Source organism: Pseudonocardia cypriaca (genome assembly GCF_006717045.1).
Classification (GTDB): domain Bacteria; phylum Actinomycetota; class Actinomycetes; order Mycobacteriales; family Pseudonocardiaceae; genus Pseudonocardia; species Pseudonocardia cypriaca.
In genome coordinates, this window is sequence record NZ_VFPH01000003.1 from 713,204 (window position 1) to 736,546 (window position 23,343).

A 23,343-nucleotide genomic window follows, 5' to 3' on the forward strand; every position below is an offset into this window, starting at 1 on the left:
CCGACGTTTTCGGCCGGGGTCGTGCGGGCCCGAGACGCTCAGCGACCGCTGACCGCCGTGCGCTCCGCCGCCTTCTCGGCCTGCCAGCCGTCCTCGTCGACGCCACGACGCCAGTATCCGGACACCGACAGCAGCTCGCGCGGCACCTCGCGCTCGTCGACGAGGTGCCGGCGCACGCCCCGCACGATGCCCGCCTCGCCGTGCACGAAGGCGTGGACGCGCCCCGGCGCGAAGTCGAGTGCCCTGACCGCGTCCAGCAGCTGGTCCGGCTCGCTCGCCCGCCGGTGCAGCCAGGTGGCGCGCAGCGCGCCGGGACAGGCGAGCTCCTGCTCCTCCGCGGCGTCGGCGACCTCCAGAACGGCCACCACCGGCACCCCGGCAGGCACCCGTTCGCAGGCGGCCGCGATCGCGGGCAACGCGCTCTCGTCGCCGATCATGAGGTGCCAGTCGGCGTCCGGGTCCGGTGCGTACGCCCCGCCGGGGCCGGCGAGCCGCAGCACGTCGCCCGGTCGGGCCGACGCGGCCCACGGCCCGGCGAGCCCCGTGTCGCCGTGGTGGACGAAGTCGATCGTCAGCTCGCCCGCCGCGTGGTCCAGCGCCCGCACCGTGTAGGTGCGCATCGCAGGCCACTGCTCCCGGGGGAGCTCGGCGCGGATCGCGTCCATGTCGAACGGTTCGGGGTACCGGACGCCCGGGCGCGGGAAGAGGATCTTGACGTAGCGGTCCGTGTGGGGAGTCTCCGGGAACGCCGCGAGCTCCTCGCCCCCGGCGACGACGCGGATCATGTGCGGGGTGAGCCGTTCGGTGCGGCGCACCTCGAGGGTGGTCGTCCTGCGCGCCACTTGGCCTCCTGAGGTTCGATTGCTGAGGCCAGCCTAACCTGATGTGCGCGGTGGCGACGGCGGGCCGGACTCAGTTCTCCTTGTGGTACGCCTCGAGCACCTCGGCCGGGATGCGCCCGCGGTCGGAGACCTTCATGCCCCGCTTGCGCGCCCATTCCCGGATCGCCTGATTCTGCTCACGATCGATCGAGGGCCGCCGAGCCGGACCGGTGCCGGCACCACCGGAGCGGCTACGCCGACCACCCGATCGGCGGGCCGCCGCAACGTAGGACGCCAGCGCGTCGCGCAGCTTGCCCGCATTCGCCTTCGAGAGGTCGATCTCGTAGTTCTTGCCGTCGATACCGAACTCGATCGTCTCGTCGGCGGCCTCTCCGTCCAGGTCGTCGACCAGTCGGACCTCACGGATCTGCGCCATCGCCGCAACCCTCCACACTTCGTGCCTGCTTCTGACCGCGGCAATGCCGCGAGCGAAACCATAAACCGGATGTGGCGGTTCGTCGAGTCACCCTGTCCGGTGTCGCGTCATAGTTACTCAGAACGCACGAGCGGGTACAGAATGGTTTCACGGATTCCGAGGCCGGTGAGCGTCATGAGCAGCCGGTCGATGCCCATTCCCATCCCCCCAGTGGGTGGCAATCCGTACTCCATGGCGCGCAGGAAGTCCTCGTCCAGTTGCATCGCCTCGGGATCACCGGCCGCCGCCTGCAACGACTGGGCCGTGAGGCGTTCCCGCTGGTCGACCGGGTCGACGAGTTCCGAGTAGGCCGTTGCGAGCTCGGTGCCGAAGGCAATGAGGTCCCACGCTTCGGAGAGCCGCGGGTTCGCGCGGTGCCGCCTGGTCAGCGGCCGCACCTCGATCGGGTAGTCACGGACGAACGTCGGCTCGTGCAGCGTGTGCTCGACGAGCTTCTCGAACAGTTCGAGTACGATCTGGCCGGCTGTGTGCGAACCGTCCACTTCGACGTCGTGAGCGATCGCCAGCTTGTGCAGCTCCTCCACCGAGGTGTCCGGGGTCACTTCCTGTCCGACGGCTTCCGAGACCGCCGTATGGAGGGTGACCGAACGCCACTCGCCACCCAGCTCGTGTTCCGAACCGTCAGCATGGCGTACAACCGTGGAGCCGAACACGGCGCGTGCCGAGGCGAGCACCAACTCACGGGTGAGCTCGGCCATGTCGTCGTACGTGGCGTAGGCCTGGTAGGCCTCCAGCATCGCGAACTCCGGCGAGTGCGAGGAGTCGATGCCCTCGTTCCGGAAGTTCCTATTGATCTCGAAGACGCGCTCGATGCCGCCGACCACACACCGCTTCAGGAAAAGCTCGGGAGCGATCCTCAGGTACAGATCCGTGTCCAGGGCGTTGGAGTGCGTGACGAACGGACGAGCGGTGGCCCCGCCGTGCTGCAGTTGCAGCATCGGCGTCTCGACCTCCACGAACGACCGATCGTGCAGTACCGACCGCAGGGTCTGCACGACCGTGGCGCGCCGCAGCACCGTCTCCCGTGCCTGGGGCCGGACGATGAGGTCGACGTAACGCTGCCTGACCCGCGTTTCCTCGGAAAGCTCGCGATGGAGCCCGGGAAGCGGCCGCAGCGCCTTCGCGGCCATCTGCCAGCTGTCGGCCATGACCGACAGCTCACCGCGCCGGGAGGTGGCCACCTCGCCGTGCACCTGCACGTGGTCGCCGAGGTCGACCTGCGCCTTCCAGCGCGCGAGCTCCTCCTCACCGACCAGCGCGAGGGAGAGCATGGCCTGCAGCTCGGTGCCGTCACCCTCGCGCAGGGTGGCGAAGCACAGCTTGCCGGTGTTGCGCAGGAACATCACCCGCCCGGTGACGGCCACGACGTCGCCGGTCGCGGTGTCCGGCGGGAGATCGGGATGGGCGGCGCGCACCTCGCGCAGGGTGTGGGTGCGCTCGACGGCGACGGGGTACGGGTCGCGGTCCTGTTCGAGCAGCGCCGCCCGCTTGGCCCGGCGCACCCGCATCTGCTCGGGCAGGTCGTCGTCGGGGCTGGTGGGGGGCTCGTTGCTCACGGGTGTCAAGGGTAGTGAGGTGCATCGAGCCGAATTCGCTCGCCTGCCCGGTGGTGCTCCGTACGGTGTTCGAACGTGACCACCTCTTCGCGAGCCCGCTCCTTCGGCGCGGCGGCCGCCGCATACGCAGAACACCGACCCGGGTATCCCGCCGACGCCGTCGACTGGGCGCTCGCGCCCGTCGCCGGAGGCCCGCTCCGGCTACTGGATCTCGCCGCAGGCACCGGAAAGCTCACCGAGGGGCTGCTGACCAGGGGCGCGGTCACCGCCGTCGAGCCCGACCCGGCCATGCTCGCCCAGCTGCGGGCCCGGTTCCCCGGAGTCGACGCGCTCGAGGGCAGCGCCGAGGCGATCCCGCTGCCGGACGCGTCGTTCGACGCGGTGCTCGTCGGGCAGGCGTGGCACTGGTTCGACACCGACCGGGCCTTCGCGGAGGTGGCGAGGGTACTGCGGCCCGGCGGGGTGCTGGCGGTGCTGTGGAACGGCGACGACGCCCACGTGGACTGGGTGCGCGGCATGTACGAGGCAGGGCGCTGGAAGTCCACCGTGATCCGGAGGCCGGACGAGGAGCCGTCGCTGCCGACCCACCCGGCGTTCACCCCCGACGGGTTCGCGCAGTTCGCCAACCCGATCCCCACCACGGTCGACGGGCTGATCGCCACCCTGCGGACCCACTCGTGGGCCCTCACGACGGATCCCGCGGAGCGGGAGGTCATCTTCGACCGGATCCGCGCCTACCTCGCCGCGCGCCCCGAGACCGCGTCGGGGGAGTTCGACCACCCGCTCGTGACGGACGTGGTGCGGGCGGTGCGGCGGGAGGAGGCTCCGTCCCCGGGGGCGTGACGACCCGCCCACCGATCTGGGCAGTCGCTGCCGATGTGCGTCCGGCGCGGGGGCAGGAGCATGGGGCCAACCGTTCGTCGCCGCTGGAGGAGCCCATGGACCGCACGACGACCCCCGCTCGGGTGGCTCTCACCGGCGAGATCGCGACGACGCCCCGTCCGCTGGCCGCGTACCGCGACATGTTCCTGCTCGACGACGAGCAGCTGCGTGGCGGTCCGGTCCTGGACTGCCCGGCAGGTGCGTCGCCGTTCGGTGCGCAGGTGCGAGCGCTCGGCGGCACGGCCGTCAGCGTGGACCCGGCCTACCTCGATCCGGACGGCTTGGTGACCAGAGCCCGTGCCGACGTCGAGCGCGTCGTGGCGTGGCAGCGCGCCGCCCCGGACGGCTTCGACTGGTCCTACCTCGGGTCACCCGACAGGGTGCACGACCTCTGGACCGGGGCGGTCGACGAGTTCGCCGCCGACTTCGCGCTCGACGACAACCGGTACGTCGCGGCCACACTGCCCGAGCTGCCCTTCCCCGATGGCCACTTCGCCCTGACGGTGAGCGGGTTCCTGCTGTTCGTCTACCCGGACCTGCTCGATCTCGACGCTCACCGGGCAGCCATCGTCGAGCTGGCGCGGGTGACGCGCGGCGAGGTGCGGGTCTTCCCGTTGCACGACACGACAGGCATGCCGTACCGCCAGCTCGACCGGCTCCGCAGCTGCCTGCACGACTCGGGCGTCAGCACCGCGATCCGCACGGCGGCCTGCTCCTACACCCCGTTGCCCGGTGGCGACCGGATGCTCGTGTGCCGGTCCCGCGGAGGACTCGCGAGCCGCCGATGATGCGTCCTACGACGCTGATCCGGCGGCTCGGGCGCCGTCTCCGCTCGGCGCCTGGGGGTGCGCGTTGCGCTGGTAGGTCAGGCGCAGGCCGAGCAGAGTGAGGTCCGGGACGTACTCCGTGATCGTCTCCGACTCCCCGCTCATGAGCGGCGCGAGCCCACCGGTGCCGAGCACGGTGACGGCCCCCGCCTTCGGGCCGAGCTCGGCGACGATGCGGCGGACCAGCCCGTCCACCTGCCCGGCGAAGCCGAAGAGCACGCCGGACTGCAGGCACTCGACCGTGTTCTTGCCGATCACCGAACGCGGCCGGACCAGCTCGACGGTGCGCAGCGCCGCGGCGCGGGTGGCCAGCGCCTCCATCGAGATCTCGATGCCCGGCGCGAGCGCGCCGCCGAGGAACTCGCCCTTCGCGGACACGACGTCGATGTTGGTGGAGGTGCCGAAGTCGACCACGACGCACGCGGTGCCGTAGAGCCGGTGCGCGGCCAGCGTGTTCATCACGCGGTCGGCGCCCACCTCGCGCGGGTTGTCCACGAGCAGCGGGACGCCGGTGCGGACGCCGGGCCCGACGACGACCGCCGGCACGTCCCGTCGATCGATCAGCAGCCGCAGCTCGCGCAGCAGGGTGGGCACCGTGGAGAGCGCCGCGATCCCGGTGACCTGCGCCGCGTACGGGCCGAGCAGGCCCGCGAAGGCGACGTCCAGCTCGTCAGCGGTCATCCGCGGGTCGGTGCGCATCCGCCAGTCCCGCACGAGCGGCGGGTCGACCTCGTCGGCCGACCCGGCCTCGTCGGCGTAGAGGCCGAGTGCGATCTGGGTGTTGCCGACGTCCACGCAGAGCAGCACGGCCGTTCCTACAGCTGGACCGGGACGTTGTCGATCAGGCGGGTGCCACCGAGCCGCGCGGCCACCAGCAGCCGCGCACGGCCGGCCTGCGGGTCGGGGCCGAGGTCGGGATCGGTGAGCTCCAGGTAGTCGAGCGCGAGACCGGGCTCCTCGGCAAGCACGGCCCTGGCGGTGTCCAGCACCGCCTGCGGCCCGCGCGCCGACACCGCGGCACCGGCGGTCAGCGCCCGGTGCAGCACGGGCGCGCGGCGGCGGTCCTCGGGAGACAGGTAGGCGTTGCGGGAGGACAGCGCCAGCCCGTCCGGCTCGCGGACCGTGGGCACGCCGACCACCGACAGCGGGAAGTCCAGGTCCCGCGCCATCTTCGTGACGAGGACGAGCTGCTGGTAGTCCTTCTCCCCGAAGAAGGCGAGATCCGGCCCCACGATGTGGAAGAGCTTCGCCACCACCGTGAGGACCCCGGCGAAGTGCCCCGGCCGCACGGCGCCTTCGAGCCGTTCACCCAGCGGGCCCGGCGTGACCGTGGTGTCGGCGCCATCGGGGTACATGTCGGCCACACCGGGCAGGAACACCAGCTCCACGCCCTCCTCCCGGCACGCCTCGAGGTCGGCCTCCAGCGGTCTCGGGTAGCGCTCCAGGTCCTCCCCCGCCCCGAACTGCAGCGGGTTCACGAAGATCGACACGACCGGCACGACCGCGCCCGGCGCCAGGCGGGCGTGCCGGATCAGCTCGCGGTGCCCTTCGTGCAGGGCACCCATCGTCGGCACGAGTGCGATCTTGCGGCCCGCCGCGCGCAACGCCCGCGTGACCGGGGCGATTTCGCGTGGCGAGCCGTGCACGGTGAGCGCACCGGACGCGTAGCCACCCCGGGTGCGTGCGGTCGTCATGGCTTCTCCTGCAGGATCTCGAGCACGTCGTGGGCGGCGTGGTCGGGCAGCAGCCCGGCGTCGACGGCGCGGTGCGCGGTGCGGCCCGCGAGCACGCGGTAGGTCTCGGCGAGGTCCGGGTCGGCCGCGTCGAGCTCGCGCAGGTGCATGCGCACGGTCCCGACGTCGCCGCGGGCCACCGGGCCGGTCAGGGCGCGGTCGCCGTGGCGCAGCGCGTTGTCGAGCGCCGCGGAGAGCAGCGGCGCGACGAGCCGTTCCGCCGGGGCGACGCCTGCCCGCTCCAGCATCTCGACGCAGTCGCGCACGAGCGTGACCAGGTGGTTCGCCCCGTGCGCCAGCGCGGTGTGGTACAGCGGGCGGACCTCCTCGGGCACGCGCACCGGTTCGGCGCCCATCTCGACCACGAGGGCCTCACCGACGCTCCACGCCGCCTCGTCCCCCGCGGTGGCCGTGACCCCGACGCTGCAGGCAGCGAGGCGGGCGACGTCCTCGGTGCGGCCGGTGAACGTCATCACGGGGTGCAGCGCGAGCGGCAGCACGCCGTGCTCGACGGCGGGAGCGAGCACCGACACCCCGTGCGCGCCCGAGGTGTGCACCACGATCTGACCGGCCCGGAAGCTGCCCGCTGCGGCGAGTCCGCGCACGAGGCCGGGAAGGACGTCGTCGGGGACGGCGAGCAGGGCCAGGTCGACGCCGGCGACGACCTCGTCCGGCGGGCGCAGGGGGACGCCGGGGAGGAGCGCGGTGGCCCGCTTGACGGAGTCACGCGAGACACCCGAGGTGGCGACCACCCGATGCCCTGCGCCCGCCCACGCGGCCCCCACGGCTGCGCCGACGCGCCCGGCCGACACGACACCCACCGCCAGCCGCGCGGGCCTGCCAGCGCTCATCACTCTCTCCTCGTTCCAGTCCCGTCACGCGGGTACCAGACGGCGGTTCAGGCTAACCGCCCGCCGAGGCCGCACCGAGCAGCGGTGACGCGCTTCACCGGCTCGTGTCCCCTGCCCCGCGTCGACGAACGGTCCGTTCGTCGGTACCTATCCGACGAACGCGCCGTTCGTCGGAACGGGCCTCGGCTCAGCGGCGCCAGGGGCCCTGCGGCGGGGGCGGGGGCGGCGGCGGGTAGCTCGGGCGCGGCGGGTAGCCGGGGTGGTACGGGGGCGCCGCCGCCTGCTGGCTCCGGGGAGGCGGCGGGGGCGGGCCGGGCGGCGGGGGTGTCCAGCCAGGGGGCCGGTGGTGGCGGATCGCGACGGTGAGGGCCTCCGGGTGACCCACGGCGCGGGCACGGGCCTGGCGCACCGCCTCGACCGCCTCGTTGTGCCACATCGGACCGAGCGGGCCGACCGTGCCGCGAGCCATTCGGTCGCGGAGGAACGCCAGCTCCGTGACCGCGGCCTGGTACTCCGCGACGGCCTTGGCGACCCGGCGCCCGGAGCGCCTGCGCACCGCCGCCCGCCAGCCCTGCCGGCCGGCGAGGCTGGACAGCAGCGGCACCTCGCTCGGCACGATCCAGCCGGCGGCGGCGAAGCCGGGCAGCTGGGAGGCCACGATGCGCTGCTCCCGGCGGCGCTGCCAGACCACGACGATCACCAGAGCGACGAACAGCGGCACCATGACGAAGCCGTAGACCACGAGGAAGAGGCCCCCGTCGAGCACCGAAGCGGAGGTGTTCCACAGGGAGTGCAGCGCGACGGCCACCACGTACCCGATCGCGACCGCCCCGATCCGGCCGCCTGCGGACCTGCTGCGCGCCGCGATCGCGGCCCCGATGCCGGTCATCGCCGTGAACAGGGGGTGGGCGAACGGCGAGAGCACCCCACGCAGCACGAGGACGGCGAGCACGCTGCCGACCTGGCCGACGGCAGCGTCCTCGGTGAACGCCCGGCCCAGGTAGAGGATGTTCTCGGTGAACGCGAACCCGGCGGCCACCAGCCCGGCGTAGACGACCCCGTCGACGACGCCGTCGAACTCCCGCCGCCGGAAGATCAGCATGCCGACGAGGAACGCGCCCTTCACGGCCTCCTCGACGACCGGGGCCACCGCCACCGCCCCGAAGAAGTCGGCCTGGTCCCGGCCGAGCACCTGGTCGACGACCATGCTCGCGCTGCTGTTGATCAGCAGGGCGCTCAGCGCGGCGAAGCAGGCGCCCCACAGGAACGCGATGAGCAGCGTGCGCGGCGGTTCCGGCTCCCAGCGGTCGATCCAGAGGAAGGTGGCCACCACCGGCCCGACCGGCACCAGTGCGCACAGAGCCCCGACCACCACCCCGGTGACACCGACGCTGCTGACCACGAGCCCGAGCACGACGAGCCCGCAGAAGCCGAGCGCGATCAACCCGAGGACCGGGGCGAGCACGCCGCGGCGCTGCCGTCCCGGGGTCGGCATCGGGATGACGCGCGTCGCCTGGGTCATGGCCGAGGAGCCTACGGGTGATCAGCCCGTCGGCGAATGACCATTCGGTTCGTCCCCGGGGTCGTCCGGGGTGCGGCAGCAGTGTTCGAGCCACAGCGCCCCACCGACCAGCCCCAGGGAGCACACCACGCCCACGATGCCGGCGAGGGAGTCGCTCCCCGCGGCCGTGACGTCACCGGCGAGCGGCACGACGTGCGCGAGCAGCCCGCCCCAGGCGCCGGTCATGATCGCGCCGGCCAGCGAGGACGCCTTGGCCAGCAGCACGGCGCGGGCGGCGACGAGCGGCTGCACGGGGCGCGTGCCGGGATCGCGGCGGATGCGAGCGCGCAGCATGTTGCCCCCCACCGCCTCGGCGATGCCGAGCACGCCGAGGCTGGCGCCCGCGAACAGCGGCAGCTGGGGGAGCGAGCCGTAGCTCAGCCGGACGAGGATGCCCACGACCACGGCCGTGACGAGGGCGACGGCGAACAGGTCGCGCGGTCGGGTCGGGGTCACCGGGCCTCGTGTCCCCGACCGGGAGTGCGGTGCGTAGATCGGCGGATCCAGGTTTCCGCTGGGTGTGCCGGCGGGCCGGCCTCGTACCGGGTGTACTCGGCCGGGTCGCCGGTGCGCTCAGCGGGAAGCTGGGCCGTCGAGGTACGTGCAGGACTCCCGGTCGGGGGCACGAGGAGGACGAGGTCGTGGCGGCGGTGCATCCCGTCCTCCGCGCGCGGCCCGAGCGCGGCGAGCAGGGCCGCCACCGGTCCGTGGCCCGGCAGCACCGCGTCGGGCTCGACGTCGAGCCACGGGCGCAGCACGGTGGCCCGCTCGGGCGTGCCCGGGTGCGGGAGCAGCAGCTCCGGGTGGTCGCTCAGCACCGGACCGTCCGGCCCGTCGACGGTGACGACGTCCACGTCCAGCGTGCGCGGACCCCAGTGCACGTCCCGCACCCGCTTCGCGGCCCGTTCGAGCTCCTGGCAGCGGCGCAGCCAGCCCCATGCGTCGGTACCGGAGTCCTCGACCACGAGCACGGCGTTGAGGAAGTCGTCCTGCTCGACGCCGCCCCACGCGGCGGTCTCGTAGACCGGCGACGCCGCCCGCACCGCGTCACCGAGGCCCGCGACCGCGGACCGCAGGTGCTCGAAACGGTCGCCGAGGTTCGAGCCGAGGGAGAGCACCGCCTTCGTCACGCCGGGAACACCCGGGCCCGGCCGCCGCTGCGGGAACGCCGCGCGACGACCGCGACGTCTGCGAAGTCGAGGGGGATCGGCGCGTGCGGCTTGTGCAGCACGACCTCGACGGTCTGCACCCGCACATCGGCGAACACGTCGTCCGCAACGCGCCCGGCCACCGTCTCGATGAGATCGCACGGCGGCCCGCCGACGATCGCGGCCACCCGCTGGGCGAGCGCGCCGTAGTCGAGGGTGTCCTCGAGCCGGTCGGACCGGGCCGCGGCCGTGAGATCCATCCACACCGTGACGTCGACGACGAAATCCTGGCCGTCGCGGCGCTCGTGATCGAACACCCCGTGGCGGCCGCGCACGCGCAGACCACGCAGCTCGATGCGATCGGGCATGGGGACCTCCTACCGCTCCACCCGGCCGTGCCAGGCATCCGCCACCCGCACGGCGTCGAGCGAGCCGATCACATCGTGCACGCGCACCCCCCACGCGCCGCAGCGGGCCGCGAACGCGCTCACCGCGGCCGTGGCGACGTCCCGGCCCGAGGTCGGGCGCTGCACGCCCTGCTCGTCGGCCAGCAGGGATCCGAGGAACCGCTTGCGGGAGGCCCCCACCAGCACCGGGAACCCCAGCCCGCGCAGCACGTCCAGCCTGCGCAGCAACGCCCAGTTGTGGTCGGCCGTCTTCGCGAACCCGAGGCCGGGGTCGAGCACCAGCCGCCCCGGCTCCACGCCGGCGGCCACGGCCGAGTCCACGCGCGCCGCCAGCTCGTCGCGCACGTCGGTGACCACGTCGCCGTAGTGGGCGAGTGCGTTCATGCGGTCGCTGTGCCCACGCCAGTGCATGAGGATCCACGGCACCTGCGCCGACGCCACCGCCTTGGCCATCGTGGGATCGGCCAGCCCGCCGGAGACGTCGTTGACGACGCTGGCCCCCGCCTCGACGGCGGCCTCGGCCACCGCGGCCCGCGTCGTGTCGATGCTGACGCACACCCCCGCGGCGACGAGCTCGCGCACCACCGGGAGCACCCTGGCCAGCTCGGCCTCCGGCTCGACCCGGGGTGCACCCGGCCGCGTGGACTCACCGCCGACGTCCACCAGGTCGGCACCCGCGTCGCGCATCTCCACCCCGTGGGCGACGGCGCGGTCGCGGTCGAGCCACTGGCCGCCGTCGGAGAACGAGTCCGGCGTGACGTTGAGGATGCCCATCACAACGCACCGCCCGGGATCCGGCAGCCCGCCAGCCATCGGCTCAACCGTTCCGGATCAGCGCGAGCACCTCCGCGCGGGAGGTCGGCGACGAGCGGAGCATCCCGCGCACGGCGGACGTGGTGGTGCGCGAGCCGGGCTTGCGGATCCCCCGCATGCCCATGCAGAGGTGCTCGGCCTCGATCACCACGATGACGCCCTTCGGTTCGAGCTTGCGCACCAGGGCGTCGGCCACCTGCGCCGTGAGCCGCTCCTGCACCTGCGGCCGTCGCGCGTACAGGTCGACGAGCCGGGCGATCTTCGACAGCCCGGTGACCCGCCCCTCGGGGTTCGGGATGTAGCCGACGTGCGCCACACCGTGGAACGGGACCAGGTGGTGCTCGCACATGGAGAACATCGGGATGTCCTTGACCAGGATCAGCTCCTGGTGGTGCTCGTCGAACGTGCGGTCGAGCACCTCGTCCGGCTCGGCGTAGAGCCCCTGGAAGATCTCCGCGTACGACCGGGCCACGCGGGCAGGCGTGTCGCGCAGGCCTTCGCGGTCGGGATCCTCCCCGATCGCGATGAGCAGTTCCCGCACCGCGGCCTCGGCCCGCGCGTGATCGATCACCGGCTGACCGTTCCTCGACGCCCTCTCGGACGCCGCACCACCAGGTATTGCTGCGCTCAGCGTGAGCCGCCTTCGTCGGACCCGGGGCCGCTCTCCTCGCTCGGCTTGTCGAGGGACGGCTTCTCGGGCTGGAGCTGCTGCGTCGGCTCGCTCGAACCGTTGGCACCCGCCTGTTGCGACGGGGGCACCTGGTTCGGGGCCGGAGCCCACTGCGGGTTCGTCGGCTGCTGCCAGTGGCCGGGCGGCGGCCAGGTCTGCCCGTGCGGGGTGGTGGCGGGCCGCCAGTCCGGCGGTGCTCCGTAGTTGTGGGGCACCGAGTTGGGCTGCTGCGGCTGCCCGCCCCAGCCCTGCTGCGGCACGGGCTGCCCCTGCGGCGGATATCCCCCCGGGAACGGCTGTCCGGGACCGCCCGGGTAACCGCCGGGCGGCACGGGCACCGGACCGCCGTTGGGGCCGGGAGCCGGCACGCCGTTGGCGCCACCGGGGTAGGAACCGACGGGCGCGGGCTCGCGCACCGGCTCGGTGTGCGGCGGCCACGGCTCGCCGCGCTCCTTCGCCCGCTCGGCCGGTGTCTTGATCGGCGGCTTGTCGGACGGCGTGCGCTCGCCGAAGTCGTTGAACGCCGTGATCCGGGGCCGCTTCTCCACCTGGTTGAAGATCCGCTCGAGGTCCCTGCGGGTGAGCGTCTCCTTCTCGAGCAGCTCGAACACCAGGTCGTCGAGGACGTCGCGGTAGGTGTTGAGAATCTCCCACGCCTCGGTGTGCGCCGCCTCGATGAGAGCGCGCACCTCCTCGTCGATCTCGTGGGCGACCTCGAGCGAGTAGTCGGCCTGTGCGCCCATGGAGCGGCCCAGGAACGGGTCGCCCTGATCGCGCCCGTAGCGGACGGCACCGAGCCGCGCGCTCATGCCGTACTCGGTGACCATCGCCTTGGCGATCTTGGTGGCCTGGTCGATGTCGCTGGACGCGCCGGTGGTGGGCTCGTGGAACACGAGCTCCTCCGCGCTGCGCCCGCCCATCGCGAAGACCAGCCGGGCGATCATCTCCGAGCGGGTCATCAGGCCCTTGTCGTCCTCGGGGACGACGAGGGCGTGGCCGCCGGTGCGCCCGCGCGGCAGGATCGTGAGCTTGTAGACCGGCTCCAGGTCGGGCATCGCCCACGCGGCGAGCGCGTGGCCGCCCTCGTGGTAGGCGGTGATCTTCTTCTCCTGCTCGGAGATGATCTTGCCCTTGCGGCGCGGCCCGCCGACCACCCGGTCGACCGACTCCTCGAGAGCCGCTGCGTTGATGAGCGTGCCGTTCTCCCGCGCGGTGAGCAGCGCGGCCTCGTTGATGACGTTGGCGAGGTCGGCACCGGACATCCCGACCGTGCGCTTGGCCAGCGACTCGAAGTCGACGTCGGGCGCGAACGGCTTGCCCTTGGCGTGCACGCCGAGGATCGCCTTGCGGCCGGCGAGGTCGGGAGCACCGACCGGGATCTGCCGGTCGAAGCGGCCGGGGCGCAGCAGCGCCGGGTCGAGGATGTCGGGCCGGTTGGTGGCCGCGATCAGGATGATGCCGCCGCGCGCGTCGAAGCCGTCCATCTCGACGAGCAGCTGGTTGAGCGTCTGCTCGCGCTCGTCGTGGCCACCGCCGAGGCCCGCGCCGCGCTGGCGGCCGACCGCGTCGATCTCGTCGACGAAGATGATGCAGGGGGAGTTCTGCTTGGCCTGCTCGAACAGGTCGCGCACGCGGGAGGCACCGACACCGACGAACATCTCGACGAAGTCGGAACCGGAGATCGTGTAGAACGGCACGCCCGCCTCGCCCGCGACAGCGCGCGCCAGCAGCGTCTTACCGGTGCCGGGCGGGCCGTAGAGCAGCACGCCCTTCGGGATCTTCGCGCCGAGCGCCTGGTAACGCGCCGGGTTCTGCAGGAAATCCTTGATCTCGTGCAGCTCCTCGACCGCCTCGTCGGCGCCCGCGACATCGCCGAAGGTGGTCTTCGGCATGTCCTTGTTGAGCTGCTTCGCCTTCGACTTGCCGAAGGACATCACCCGGTTTCCGCCGCCCTGGGCGTTGTTCATCATCCAGAACAGGACGAGCAGCACGAGGCCGAGCGGGATCAGGTAGATCAGCATCGTGGTCAGGAACGAGTCCTGCCGCACGGTGGTGTTGAACGCCGGCTTGTTGCTCGCGTTCCCGAGCGTTTCCACGATGGTGGCGGCGGTCTGCGCCGGATACTGCGTGATGATCTGCGTGGTGCCCTCGACGGGCTGCGCGAGCGTGAGCCGAAGCCGCTGCTCCCGGTCCTCGATGAGCGCGTTGGTGACGTTGCCGTCGTTGATCTGGGCCAGCGCTACGGAGGTGTCCACCCGCGTGAAGCCGCGCGTGTCGTCGAAGAGCACGCTGAAGGTGAAGTAGACCAGGATCGCGGCGAGGATCCAGATCAGCGGGTTTCGGAGCAGGCGCTTGCGGTCCATGCAGCTTCGGCCGTGGCGGCCTTCACCCTTCCTGGCGAGATTCTCCGGCGGAGAGACCCGGCGCAGCGGACTGACCGGCCCTGAGTCCGCCAGGATAGCGGGCCGCGAGCACAGCTGCGCCGTCGATGTCCATCGGCGTACTCATCACGAGTACACAGACGCTCAACGGACGGTGGCGAACCGGTGTTCCCGGAGGGCATATCCCCACGCGCACGGCGTCGTTGGGCCATTGGCGGATGGTGATCACGACTTGGCCGGCGACGAAGCCGGTAGGTGGGGGTTGGTGGCATGACGGCGAGGGCCCGTGGCGTCGCGGTGGCGGTCGCGCTCGGTGGGATCGCGCTCGGAGCTGTGCTCGCTCCGGCGGCCACGGCCGCGCCCGCGCGGTCGGGTCAGGCGGACTGGGCCGCCGCCGGCTCGGCTGCGATCCGGCCCGGCGTCGTCACCGACACCGAGGGTGGCGGGTCCTGCACGAGCAACTTCGTGTTCACCAGCGGCAGCCGCACGTTCCTCGGCCAGGCCGCGCACTGCGCCGGCACCGGTGACGCCACCGAGACCGACGGGTGCGACTCCGGGACGATGGACATCGGCACCCCCGTCACCATCAAGGCAGCCGACGGCACCGATCGCACCGGCCGCCTCGCCTACAGCTCCTGGCTGTCGATGCAGGCGAACGGGGAGACCGACCCCGACCTCTGCTCCTTCAACGACTTCGCCCTCGTCGAGATCGCGGGCGAGGACGTGGCCGACGTGAACCCGAGCCTCCCGGTCTTCGGCGGCCCCACCGGCCTCGACACCGACGGCCTCCGCACCGGCGAGCTGGTCTACAGCGTCGGCAACTCCGAGCTGCGGCTCGGGATCAGCGCGCTCGGCCCGAAGGTCGGCATCAACGTCACCGACACCGGCGACGGGCGCAGCCACGACGTCTACACGCTCACCCCGGGCATCCCCGGCGACTCCGGCAGCGCCTTCGTCGACGGCTCGGGCGCCGCGTTCGGCGTGCTGTCCACGCTGAACCTCGCACCGCTGCCCGCCAGCAACGGGGTGATCGACCTGGCCCACGCGCTCGAGTACGCCCGCGCGAACGGCGACGTGGGCAACGTCCAGCTCGCGCTCGGCACCGAGGAGTTCAACTCCGGCCCCGCGGCGGGTCTCCCGGTGCCGGCGCTGCCCACCCTGCCCGCGCTCCCCGTGCTGAACGGCTGAGCAGCCCCGGTGGTCGAGTAGGGCCGGCGCCCAGCGCCGGCCCGTATCGAGACCACCACGCCGTCTCCCACCAGGCCTTCACTGGTGGCACGCACCGTCCAGGCAACCTCTCCCCAGGCCTTCGGTGGCGCCGCGCATCGTGCGGGGCCGCTTCGCGGGCAGGCCACAGGCCAGCCCCTTCGGCGCGCGGCGCCACCGAAGGCGGACTCACGGACATGATCAGTGTTTCGGCGCGTTTCCCGACGGAATTCGTCGGGAAACGCGCCCAACTGCCGATCATCGCTCCCACCCGCCTCCTGGTCGACCCGAGACGCACACCACGGTGGCCAGCCAGGCCCTCGTGTGCTGCTCGCGCTGCTCTTCACCGGTGACCCACCCCTGCTCGGCCCACGCTGCCCGTCGACGGGCAGCGTGACCTCACCCCGGGTGCGCCAGCACGAACCGGGTGCGCGAGGGCAAGAAGATCCCGTGACGGGGCGGCCCCGCACACTGCGCGGCGCCGCCAGGAGGCCGTGAGAAGGCAGACCTTCGAGACAGGAGGCCCTGACCGAGGAGGCAGGCGCAACTGTCTCGATACGCGTCGGCGCTACTCGACCACCGGGTGGGTCAGGCGTAGACGGCGGGGTCGAGCGTGCCGATGAACGGCAGGTCGCGGTAGCGCTCGGCGTAGTCGAGGCCGTAGCCGACGACGAACTCGTTGGGGATGTCGAAGCCGACGTACTTCACGGGCACGTCGACCTTCACCGCGTCCGGCTTGCGCAGCAGCGCGCAGATCGACAGCGACGCCGGCTGGCGGGACTCGAGGTTCCCCCGCAGCCAGGACAACGTGAGCCCCGAGTCGATGATGTCCTCGACGATGAGCACGTCGCGGCCTGCGATGTCGCGGTCGAGGTCCTTGAGGATGCGCACGACCCCCGACGACGAGGTGGACGAGCCGTAGGAGCTCACCGCCATGAACTCGAGCTGCACCGGCACCGGCAGCGCCCGCGCGAGATCGGTCATGAACATCACGGCGCCCTTGAGGACGCCGACGAGCAGCAGATCCGAGTCGGACCCGGCGCGGTCGGCCGCGATCTGGGCCGCCAGCTCGGCGGTCCGCTCCCGGATCGCCTCCTCGGTGATCAACGTCGATGCGATCTCACCGTCGTACACGGGGGGCGGCCTCCTGCGTGGTCGGGGCGATCAGCCGCCGGATGGCCAGCGGACCGGGCGCAGGGAGAGCCTGCCACGCGCACGCACCAGCTCCAAGCCACCCGGTAGGGCGACACCGCCGCGATCCGGCCCCTGAACAGCGAGAACGTCGGCAGCCCTGAGGTGCTCGTCGGTGAGAGCTGTCACGCCGGCCGTGGCCAGCCACGCCCGCAGCACCCGGCGGCGCAGCGCAGCGGGCACACCGTCGAGCGGGGCGAGGAGGAGACCGGCCTCCGGGTCGTGCGCCCGGCCGAGCAGGTCGGCCGCAACGGCGTCGAGCGCGTCGCCGTCCTCGCGCAGCTGCCGCGCCGTGCGGGCGAGCGCCTCCGCGACCCCGCCCGCCAGCACGTCCTCCAGCAACGGCAGCACCTCGTGCCGGAGCCGGACGCGGGTGAACCGGGGGTCGGTGTTGTGCGGGTCGTCCCACACCGGCAGGCCCGCCGCCGCGCACGCCGCCCGCGTCACCGCGCGGCGCACCCCGAGCAACGGCCGGCACCACGGTGCGTCCCACGCCCGCATCCCGGCGAGTGACCGGGCGCCCGATCCCCTGCCCAGCCCGAGGAGCACCGTCTCGGCCTGGTCGTCGAGGGTGTGCCCGAGCAGGACGGGCGCGTCCGGGTGCGGGCGGGCGGCGCGCAGGGCCGCGTAGCGGGCACGGCGGGCCGCGGCCTCGATCCCACCTCTCCCACCGACCTCGACCGTGTGCACGCTCGCCGGGATACCGAGGCCCTCGAGCAGCTCGGCGGTGGCTGCGGCCCGCTTCGCGGACCCGTCCTGCAGGCCGTGGTCCACCACCGCGCCGTGGACGTCGCCCCGGCCCCGAACCGCGACCGCCGCGGCGGCGAGTGCGAGCGAGTCGGCGCCGCCGGAGCAGGCGACCAGCAGCGGGACGTCCCGGTGCGGCGCGGGCAGCGCGGCGAGCGCGGCGCGAACGGCCCGCCGCACGGCGGGCACCGCCGGGTCCTGTGCCACGGGCGCGGACTGTAGCCCGCCGGCCGCCGCGAGCGGCTCAGATGCCGTGGACGCGTTCCAGCCAGCGGCCAGGATGGGCCAGCTCGTCGCGGGTCGGGAGCGTCTCGGGGCTCTCCCACACGCGGTTGAAGCCCTCCATGCCCGCGGCGAGGACCACGTGCTTCGTGAACGCCGAGCCGACCGCGTACTGGCGGACCTTGGCCTCCACGCCGAGCAGGGCGCGCAGCAGGCGGTCGACGAGGCCACCACCGCGACGACGGACGGTGAACCGGTTGCGGATGGTGGTGACCGTGGGGACGACATCGGGGCCGACCGCGTCCATCACGTGGTCGGCGTGGCCCTCCAGGAGGGTCGTGAGGGCGAGCAGCCGGTCGAGCACCGCCCGCTGCTCGGGTCCCTGGAGCAGCTCGACGATCGCGAGCGAGTCGCCTCCGGACTCGCGCAGCGACCGCACCACCTCGGGCAGGCGTTCCAGGACGGCGCCGCGGTCGGTCTGGGCGATCGACAGGAACCGGCCGACCTCCTCCGCGAAGTAGGAGCGCAGCCACGGCACCGCGGTGAACTGGAGCCGGTGGGTGGCCTCGTGCAGGCAGACCCACAGCCCGAAGTCGGTGCTCGGCACGTCGAGCGCCTTCTGGGCGGCGTGCACGTTGGGGGCCACGAGCAGCAGCCGGCCGCCGCCTTCCGGCCCGCCGAACGGGTCGTACTGGCCGAGCACCCGCCCGCCCAGGTACGCGACCACGCTGCCGACCTGCAGCCCCGCCGTACGCGCCGTGACGGTGCGGGTGACCCGGGACACCTCGGGCAGCTGCGCGCCCGACGTGAGAGCGGCCATGCTCGCGACGGCGGCCGTGGCCCACGCCTTGCGGTCGACCACGTCGGCCGGGAGCAGCGGCAGGCCGTGACCGAGCCCCGTGGTCTCCCGGACGTGCCGCTCGGCGACGGCCGCGTCGGCGCGCAGACGCTGCACAAGCTCGGCGGCCTCGGCGAGCGTGGCGTCCGGGCCGGGCTGCATGAGCCGACCTGCGGTGCGACTCGCGAGGTCCCAGTCGACCGGGAGCCCACGCTCGCCCGGTGGACTCGATGCGGACTGTGGGTCGGTCACGTGCTGCACGGGTCCACGCTACGTGCCCGATGCGGGTCGTGAGTGGTTACGAGTGCCAGAGCACTCGTAACCGCTCACGGCTTCTGGCAGCCGCAGCGGCTCAGTGCGGCGGCCATGGCGTCGTGCAACGGGCGGACGGTGGCCGGGCTGGCCCCGTTCGACACCAGTGCGAAGACCAGCAGCCTGCCGTCGACGTCCGTGACGACGCCCGCGAGGCTGCTCACCCCGGTGAGCGAGCCGGTCTTCGCACGAACCACACCGCGCCCGGCCGCGGCCTTCCCGTCACGGGCGTAGCGGTCGTCGAGCGTGCCGACGCCGCCCGCCACGGGGAGGCCGGTGAGGACGGGGCGCAGGAACTGCGTGTCGAGCGGCCCCTTCGCGGGTGAGGCCGCAGCGGCGAGGATCTCCCCGAGCAGGCGGGCGGGCACCTGGTTGCGCGTGGACAGGCCGCTGCCGTCCACCGTCTCGGCGCCGCTGGTGTCGATCCCCGCCTGCCGGAGCGCGGCGAGGACGGCCTGGGCCCCGCCCGCGTACGACGGCTCCGCCTGCCGGGCGATCGCCACCTCGCGCGCGAGCACCTCGGCCAGCACGTTGTCCGACGTGCGCAGCGCGTGCTCCGCGAGCTCGCTCACGGGCGCCGACGCCACCGCGGCGATGGCGGTGGCGTCCGGCGCCGCCGTGCCCCGCTCCACCACGGCCGCGCCGAGCTCGTCACCGAGCGCACGGCCCGCGGTGAGGGCGGGGTCCGAGACGCGCGGGCCGTCCTGCAGCTTCGGGTCGAGCCGGCCCCCGTCGAGCATCACGGGCTGGATGGGGGTGATGAACCCGGCGGCGACGTCGCCCTGGCTCCAGCCGGGGGCGAGCCCGTCGTCGGTGTAGCGGCTCGTGTCGACGAGCACCCGGCGGATCGGACCCGGAGCCTTCTTCCGCACCGCGTCGGCGAGCTCACCGATGCTCGACCCGCCCGGGTAGAGGCTGTCCTTCGGATCGGGGAGCGCGGTGAGCGTCGGGTCCCCACCCCCGACCAGCACGATCGTGTCCGGAGCCGGGCCGGTGACGACGCGGGTGGTCAGCCGGTCGGTCGGGTTGAGCGCGAGCAGCGCCGCCGCCGTGGTGATCACCTTCGCGGTGGAGGCGGGCACGAGCGGCCGCTCGGGCGTGTGGCCCCACAGCTCGCGGCCGGATACGGGGTCGATCACGACGCCCGCGAACTTGCCCGGCATGTCGGCGGCGGCATCGTCGAGCGCCGCGCTCAGTCCCTGGGGCGTGGGGATCGGCGCGTCGGGCGAGAGCGCCCCCAGCTCGGCACGTGGGACGGGCGGCAGCGGCGCCGGTGGGGGCGCCACCAGGCCCAGCCGTTGCACGAGCGTGGGGCCGGTGAGCGCGATCGCGCCGCCGGCACCCCCCGCCACCGCGAGCACGACGAGCACCGCGATCGCGCGCCGCGCTCCGCGACCGGGCAGTCGCAGCGAGTCACCGATTCGTCGCCCGATGCCCACGGGCGCCCTCCCTCGACATCCTTGGAGCGCAGGAGGCGCGCCCCGGCCGTCGGTATCCCCGACGCGGTCCATCACACTAGAGGTAGGCGCCGGGGCCGGTCGCCCGACCGGTACCGGCCATCCATCCGACCCACGGAACAGCAGGAGAGCGCCGATGGACTTCGACGTCACCATCGAGATCCCCAAGGGCGGCCGCAACAAGTACGAGGTGGACCACGAGAGCGGTCGCATCCGGCTCGACCGGACGCTCTTCACCGCCACCCAGTACCCGGCCGACTACGGGTTCATCGAGGACAGCCTGGGCGAGGACGGCGACCCGCTGGACGCACTCGTGCTCGTGCAGGAGCCAACCTTCCCGGGATGCCTGATCCGCTCGCGCGCGATCGGCATGTTCCGGATGAAGGACGAGAAGGGCGGCGACGACAAGGTCCTCTGCGTGCCCTCCGACGACCCGCGCCAGGAGCACCTGCGCGACATCCACCACCTCCCCGAGTTCGACCGCATGGAGATCCAGCACTTCTTCGAGATCTACAAGGCGCTCGAGCCGGGCAAGAGCGTCGAGGGCGCCACCTGGGTCGGGCGGGCGGACGCCGAGCGGGAGATCAAGGCGTCCTGGCAGCGCGCCAAGGTGGCCGGGCACTAGCCGCCGCCGTCACGACGGCCGCTGGTTGCTCTCGAACGCGGTGGCGAAGCGGCCCAGCAGCTCGGCGAACTTGCTCCGGTCCGCCACCGGCCAGTCCGACAACATCTCGGCGAACCGCTCGATCCGCATGCGGCGGTTCTCCTCGAACACCCGCCGCCCCTCGTCGGTCGCGGTGAGCAGCGTTGCTCGCCCGTCCTCCGGGTCCGCCATCCGTTCCACCAGGCCGAGCCGCACGAGGTGCGCCACCTGGCGGCTGATCGTCGACGGGTCCGAGTGCACCGACTCCGCGAGCGCCCCCGCGCGCTGGGGGCCGCCCTTCACGAGGTGGACGAGCAGGTAGTAGGTGGCCCGCTCCACCGCGTCCGGGTGCTCGGCCTGGTACTGCGCCTGCCTGCGGTCCATGAGGCGGAGCAGCCGGATGAGCTGACCACTCACGTCATCGGCCAATGCGAGGTCGTCGTCTGACGGCACGGCGCGAGCATGGACCGCGCGCCGGGTTCGGGCAACAAACCCCGGCGGTGACGCTCAGCTGGCGAGCGCCCGCCACCCCAGCGAGGTGATGCTCGCCTGTGCCAGGGGCCGGTCCGGGTCGGGCGGGTCGATCAGCCCGGCGGCCACCAGCCGGTGTCCGGCCGCGGAGTCGGCGCATGCGAGGCCGTCGACCAGGAGGACGGGCTGCCAGCCGCTGCCGAGCTTGCAACGACCTGCGGCGACCGCGCGCAGCAGGGCACGGTCCCGCCCGCTCAACGTCGCAGTTCCCACGCCCGCCATCGCCCTCGACCCCTCTCGAACCGCCTCTACGAGAGCTTTCGTACCCGGCGACGAAGGTGTTTCACGTCACGATCAGGGGGTCACCCGTTCGACGACCGCCGCGAGCCCCTGACCTCCGCCGATGCACATCGTCTCGAGGCCGTACCGGGCGTCGCGGCGCTGCATCTCGCGGGTGAGGGTGGCGAGGATCCGGCCACCCGTGGCCCCGACGGGGTGGCCGAGCGAGATCCCGGAACCGTTGACGTTGAGCCGCTCGAAGTCGTCCGGCACGAGCTTCCACTCGCGCGTGCAGGCGAGCACCTGCGAGGCGAACGCCTCGTTCAGCTCGATCAGGTCGATGTCGGCGAGCGTCAGCCGGGCCGCGTCGAGGGCCTTCGCGACGGCCGGCACCGGCCCGATGCCCATCGTGGCCGGCGGGACCCCGCCGACACCCCACGACACGAGCTTCACCAGCGGCCGCAGCCCCAGCTCCGCCGCCTTCGCCGGGTGGGTGACCACGCAGATGGCGGCACCGTCGTTCTGGCCGCTCGCGTTGCCGGCGGTGACGGTGGCGTCCGGGTCGTCCCGGCCCAGCACCGGCCGCAGTCCGGCGAGCTTCTCCACCGTCGAGTCGGGCCGGATGTGCTCGTCGGCGTCGACCACCGTGTCGCCCTTCCGGCCCTTCACGGTGACGGGGACGATCTCGTCGGCGAACCGGCCCTCGTCGCGGGCGGCGGCGGCGCGCCGGTGCGAGCGCACGGCGAACTCGTCCTGCTCCTCGCGCGGGATCGAGTACTCCCGGCGCAGGTTCTCCGCCGTCTCCAGCATCCCGCCCGGCACCGGGTAGTTGATCCCACCTGCGGTGACGCGGCCCCTGGCCAGGCCGTCGTGCAGCATGACCCCGGTGCCGCCCTTGACGCCCCAGCGCATGCCGGTGGAGTAGAACGGCGCGTTCGACATCGACTCGGCACCGCCTGCCAGCACCAGGTCCGCCACCCCGGACTGCACCTGCATCGCCGCGTACAGCACCGCCTGCAGGCCCGAGCCGCAACGCCGGTCGATCTGCAGGCCGGGGACGGTCACGGGCAGCCCGGCGTCCAGCGCGGCCACGCGGCCGATCGCAGGCGCGTCCATCGTGGGGTAGCAGTGCCCGAGCACCACGTCGTCCACCGAGTCCGGGGGCAGCTCGGTGCGTTCCACCAGCGCCCGGATCACGGTGGCGGCGAGCTCGTGGGCCGGCACGTCGCGCAGCGCGCCGCCGAACCCGCCGACCGGCGTCCGCAGCGGCTCGCAGATCACCGCGTCACGCATCGAGATCCCTCCTGAAGAATTCGGACGTACTGCGTCTCAGACGTACTGGCGGGTCAGCCACTCGGCGACGAGCGCGGGACGTTCCGACCCCTCGATCTCGACCGTCACCTTCGTGGTCATCTGCACGCCGCCCGCCACGTCCGCGACGTCGACGAGCTCGATGTTGCCCCGCACCTTGCTGCCGACGGGCACGGGTGAGGTGAACCGCACGCGGTTCATCCCGTAGTTCACGCCCATCTTCGTGCCATCGATCCGATAGGTCTGGCCGACGAAGTGCGGCAGCAGCGAGAGCGTGAGGAACCCGTGGGCGATCGTGCCGCCGAACGGGCCCGCCTTCGCGCGCTCCTCGTCGACGTGGATCCACTGGTGGTCGAGCGTCGCATCGGCGAACGTGTCGATCTGGGACTGATCGACCGTGACCCAGTCGCTCACCCCGAGCTGGGACCCCACCGCCGCACGTAGCTCGTCGACACCGTTGAAGACGCGCATGCTCCGCTCCGATCGTCCGCGACCCTGCCGGCCACCCTGCCACAGCACA

24 protein-coding genes and 1 pseudogene are annotated in these 23,343 nt (G+C 73.0%); 4 read left to right on the top strand and 21 right to left on the bottom strand.

Going from position 1 to position 23,343, the window contains the following annotated elements; genetic code table 11:
* Positions 1-38 precede the first annotated feature (38 nt).
* The 3 genes from FB388_RS35105 to lysS all read right to left on the bottom strand — a co-directional run bounded on the left by FB388_RS35105 (position 39) and on the right by lysS (position 2,825).
* The gene (locus tag FB388_RS35105; RefSeq protein ID WP_142106976.1) at positions 39-842 is read right to left on the bottom strand and encodes a siderophore-interacting protein; all 804 of its coding nucleotides are present in this window, start codon (positions 840-842) and stop codon (positions 39-41) included.
* Positions 843-912: 70 nt separating this feature from the next.
* A complete protein-coding gene (locus FB388_RS35110) occupies positions 913-1,257 on the bottom strand; it encodes a histone-like nucleoid-structuring protein Lsr2 (RefSeq protein WP_142106977.1) in 345 nt (114 codons plus the stop codon).
* A 113-nt stretch (positions 1,258-1,370) separates the two neighbouring features.
* Entirely contained in the window at positions 1,371-2,825 is a 1,455-nt protein-coding gene (gene lysS / locus FB388_RS35115; RefSeq protein WP_142107722.1) for a lysine--tRNA ligase, read from the bottom strand.
* Between the two features lie 123 nt (positions 2,826-2,948).
* Here lysS and FB388_RS35120 point away from each other — a divergent pair, with 123 nt between their 5' ends.
* Positions 2,949-3,716, top strand: a complete 768-nt coding sequence (locus FB388_RS35120) for a class I SAM-dependent methyltransferase (RefSeq protein WP_142106978.1) — start codon at positions 2,949-2,951, stop codon at positions 3,714-3,716.
* Positions 3,717-3,811: 95 nt separating this feature from the next.
* The gene (locus FB388_RS35125) at positions 3,812-4,543 is read left to right on the top strand and encodes a hypothetical protein (protein ID WP_142106979.1); all 732 of its coding nucleotides are present in this window, start codon (positions 3,812-3,814) and stop codon (positions 4,541-4,543) included.
* A gap of 6 nt (positions 4,544-4,549) precedes the next feature.
* Here FB388_RS35125 and FB388_RS35130 read toward each other — a convergent pair whose 3' ends face one another.
* From FB388_RS35130 to ftsH, 10 genes and pseudogenes are all read right to left on the bottom strand, one after another.
* On the bottom strand, positions 4,550-5,389 hold the full coding sequence (locus FB388_RS35130) for a type III pantothenate kinase (protein ID WP_142106980.1): 840 nt from the start codon (positions 5,387-5,389) through the stop codon (positions 4,550-4,552).
* 8 nt (positions 5,390-5,397) lie between these two features.
* Positions 5,398-6,276, bottom strand: a complete 879-nt coding sequence (gene panC / locus FB388_RS35135) for a pantoate--beta-alanine ligase (protein WP_142106981.1) — start codon at positions 6,274-6,276, stop codon at positions 5,398-5,400.
* A complete protein-coding gene (locus tag FB388_RS35140) occupies positions 6,273-7,166 on the bottom strand; it encodes a Rossmann-like and DUF2520 domain-containing protein (RefSeq protein ID WP_142106982.1) in 894 nt (297 codons plus the stop codon). Before FB388_RS35140 ends, panC begins: the two co-directional genes overlap by 4 nt.
* Before the next feature lie 187 nt (positions 7,167-7,353).
* Positions 7,354-8,688 (bottom strand): PrsW family intramembrane metalloprotease, encoded by a 1,335-nt coding sequence (locus FB388_RS40990; protein WP_142106983.1) that lies wholly within the window; start codon positions 8,686-8,688, stop codon positions 7,354-7,356.
* A 21-nt stretch (positions 8,689-8,709) separates the two neighbouring features.
* Positions 8,710-9,183, bottom strand: coding sequence for a DUF3180 domain-containing protein (locus tag FB388_RS35150; protein WP_142106984.1), 474 nt, complete (start codon positions 9,181-9,183; stop codon positions 8,710-8,712).
* Between the two features lie 173 nt (positions 9,184-9,356).
* Positions 9,357-9,857: pseudogene (folK, locus tag FB388_RS35155) on the bottom strand (2-amino-4-hydroxy-6-hydroxymethyldihydropteridine diphosphokinase); the annotation flags it as partial.
* On the bottom strand, positions 9,854-10,243 hold the full coding sequence (folB, locus tag FB388_RS35160; protein WP_142106986.1) for a dihydroneopterin aldolase: 390 nt from the start codon (positions 10,241-10,243) through the stop codon (positions 9,854-9,856). The gene folB and the pseudogene folK, both read right to left, overlap by 4 nt.
* A 9-nt stretch (positions 10,244-10,252) precedes the next feature.
* A complete protein-coding gene (gene folP, locus FB388_RS35165) occupies positions 10,253-11,095 on the bottom strand; it encodes a dihydropteroate synthase (protein ID WP_142106987.1) in 843 nt (280 codons plus the stop codon).
* 4 nt (positions 11,096-11,099) lie between these two features.
* Complete coding sequence (folE, locus tag FB388_RS35170) at positions 11,100-11,714, bottom strand: GTP cyclohydrolase I FolE (protein ID WP_142107723.1); 615 nt, start codon at positions 11,712-11,714, stop codon at positions 11,100-11,102.
* Between the two features lie 8 nt (positions 11,715-11,722).
* Entirely contained in the window at positions 11,723-14,128 is a 2,406-nt protein-coding gene (ftsH, locus tag FB388_RS35175) for an ATP-dependent zinc metalloprotease FtsH (protein WP_142106988.1), read from the bottom strand.
* A gap of 288 nt (positions 14,129-14,416) precedes the next feature.
* On the opposite strand from ftsH, the gene FB388_RS35180 reads away from it, so the two are divergent.
* On the top strand, positions 14,417-15,334 hold the full coding sequence (locus tag FB388_RS35180; protein WP_211362428.1) for a serine protease: 918 nt from the start codon (positions 14,417-14,419) through the stop codon (positions 15,332-15,334).
* 606 nt (positions 15,335-15,940) lie between these two features.
* Here the strand turns inward: FB388_RS35180 and hpt are convergent.
* From hpt to dacB, 4 genes are all read right to left on the bottom strand, one after another.
* Positions 15,941-16,486, bottom strand: coding sequence for a hypoxanthine phosphoribosyltransferase (gene hpt / locus FB388_RS35185; protein WP_142106989.1), 546 nt, complete (start codon positions 16,484-16,486; stop codon positions 15,941-15,943).
* Between the two features lie 30 nt (positions 16,487-16,516).
* The gene (gene tilS / locus FB388_RS35190; protein WP_142106990.1) at positions 16,517-17,497 is read right to left on the bottom strand and encodes a tRNA lysidine(34) synthetase TilS; all 981 of its coding nucleotides are present in this window, start codon (positions 17,495-17,497) and stop codon (positions 16,517-16,519) included.
* Positions 17,498-17,534: 37 nt separating this feature from the next.
* On the bottom strand, positions 17,535-18,611 hold the full coding sequence (locus FB388_RS35195; RefSeq protein ID WP_425468603.1) for a zinc-dependent metalloprotease: 1,077 nt from the start codon (positions 18,609-18,611) through the stop codon (positions 17,535-17,537).
* A 65-nt stretch (positions 18,612-18,676) separates the two neighbouring features.
* Positions 18,677-20,101, bottom strand: coding sequence for a D-alanyl-D-alanine carboxypeptidase/D-alanyl-D-alanine endopeptidase (gene dacB / locus FB388_RS35200; protein ID WP_170225980.1), 1,425 nt, complete (start codon positions 20,099-20,101; stop codon positions 18,677-18,679).
* A gap of 154 nt (positions 20,102-20,255) precedes the next feature.
* Here dacB and FB388_RS35205 point away from each other — a divergent pair, with 154 nt between their 5' ends.
* A complete protein-coding gene (locus FB388_RS35205; RefSeq protein ID WP_142106992.1) occupies positions 20,256-20,744 on the top strand; it encodes an inorganic diphosphatase in 489 nt (162 codons plus the stop codon).
* 9 nt (positions 20,745-20,753) lie between these two features.
* Here FB388_RS35205 and FB388_RS35210 read toward each other — a convergent pair whose 3' ends face one another.
* The 4 genes from FB388_RS35210 to FB388_RS35225 all read right to left on the bottom strand — a co-directional run bounded on the left by FB388_RS35210 (position 20,754) and on the right by FB388_RS35225 (position 23,294).
* Positions 20,754-21,215 (bottom strand): MarR family winged helix-turn-helix transcriptional regulator, encoded by a 462-nt coding sequence (locus tag FB388_RS35210; protein ID WP_246122694.1) that lies wholly within the window; start codon positions 21,213-21,215, stop codon positions 20,754-20,756.
* A gap of 54 nt (positions 21,216-21,269) precedes the next feature.
* Positions 21,270-21,506 (bottom strand): hypothetical protein, encoded by a 237-nt coding sequence (locus tag FB388_RS35215; protein WP_142106993.1) that lies wholly within the window; start codon positions 21,504-21,506, stop codon positions 21,270-21,272.
* 81 nt (positions 21,507-21,587) lie between these two features.
* A complete protein-coding gene (locus FB388_RS35220) occupies positions 21,588-22,805 on the bottom strand; it encodes an acetyl-CoA C-acetyltransferase (protein ID WP_142106994.1) in 1,218 nt (405 codons plus the stop codon).
* Positions 22,806-22,841: 36 nt separating this feature from the next.
* On the bottom strand, positions 22,842-23,294 hold the full coding sequence (locus tag FB388_RS35225; protein WP_142106995.1) for a MaoC family dehydratase: 453 nt from the start codon (positions 23,292-23,294) through the stop codon (positions 22,842-22,844).
* Between the last annotated feature and the right edge of the window lie 49 nt (positions 23,295-23,343).

What these genes read in the sequence shown, in the direction of transcription:
- FB388_RS35110 (WP_142106977.1), bottom strand. Translation starts at nt 1,257, where the DNA reads ATGGCGCAGATCCGTGAGGTCCGACTGGTCGACGACCTGGACGGAGAG.
- lysS (WP_142107722.1), bottom strand. Translation starts at nt 2,825, where the DNA reads ATGCGGGTGCGCCGGGCCAAGCGGGCGGCGCTGCTCGAACAGGACCGC.
- FB388_RS35125 (WP_142106979.1), top strand. Translation starts at nt 3,812, where the DNA reads ATGGACCGCACGACGACCCCCGCTCGGGTGGCTCTCACCGGCGAGATC.
- panC (WP_142106981.1), bottom strand. Translation starts at nt 6,276, where the DNA reads ATGACGACCGCACGCACCCGGGGTGGCTACGCGTCCGGTGCGCTCACC.
- FB388_RS35140 (WP_142106982.1), bottom strand. Translation starts at nt 7,166, where the DNA reads ATGAGCGCTGGCAGGCCCGCGCGGCTGGCGGTGGGTGTCGTGTCGGCC.
- FB388_RS40990 (WP_142106983.1), bottom strand. Translation starts at nt 8,688, where the DNA reads ATGACCCAGGCGACGCGCGTCATCCCGATGCCGACCCCGGGACGGCAG.
- folB (WP_142106986.1), bottom strand. Translation starts at nt 10,243, where the DNA reads ATGCCCGATCGCATCGAGCTGCGTGGTCTGCGCGTGCGCGGCCGCCAC.
- folP (WP_142106987.1), bottom strand. Translation starts at nt 11,095, where the DNA reads ATGGCTGGCGGGCTGCCGGATCCCGGGCGGTGCGTTGTGATGGGCATC.
- ftsH (WP_142106988.1), bottom strand. Translation starts at nt 14,128, where the DNA reads ATGGACCGCAAGCGCCTGCTCCGAAACCCGCTGATCTGGATCCTCGCC.
- FB388_RS35180 (WP_211362428.1), top strand. Translation starts at nt 14,417, where the DNA reads ATGACGGCGAGGGCCCGTGGCGTCGCGGTGGCGGTCGCGCTCGGTGGG.
- FB388_RS35205 (WP_142106992.1), top strand. Translation starts at nt 20,256, where the DNA reads ATGGACTTCGACGTCACCATCGAGATCCCCAAGGGCGGCCGCAACAAG.
- FB388_RS35220 (WP_142106994.1), bottom strand. Translation starts at nt 22,805, where the DNA reads ATGCGTGACGCGGTGATCTGCGAGCCGCTGCGGACGCCGGTCGGCGGG.
- FB388_RS35225 (WP_142106995.1), bottom strand. Translation starts at nt 23,294, where the DNA reads ATGCGCGTCTTCAACGGTGTCGACGAGCTACGTGCGGCGGTGGGGTCC.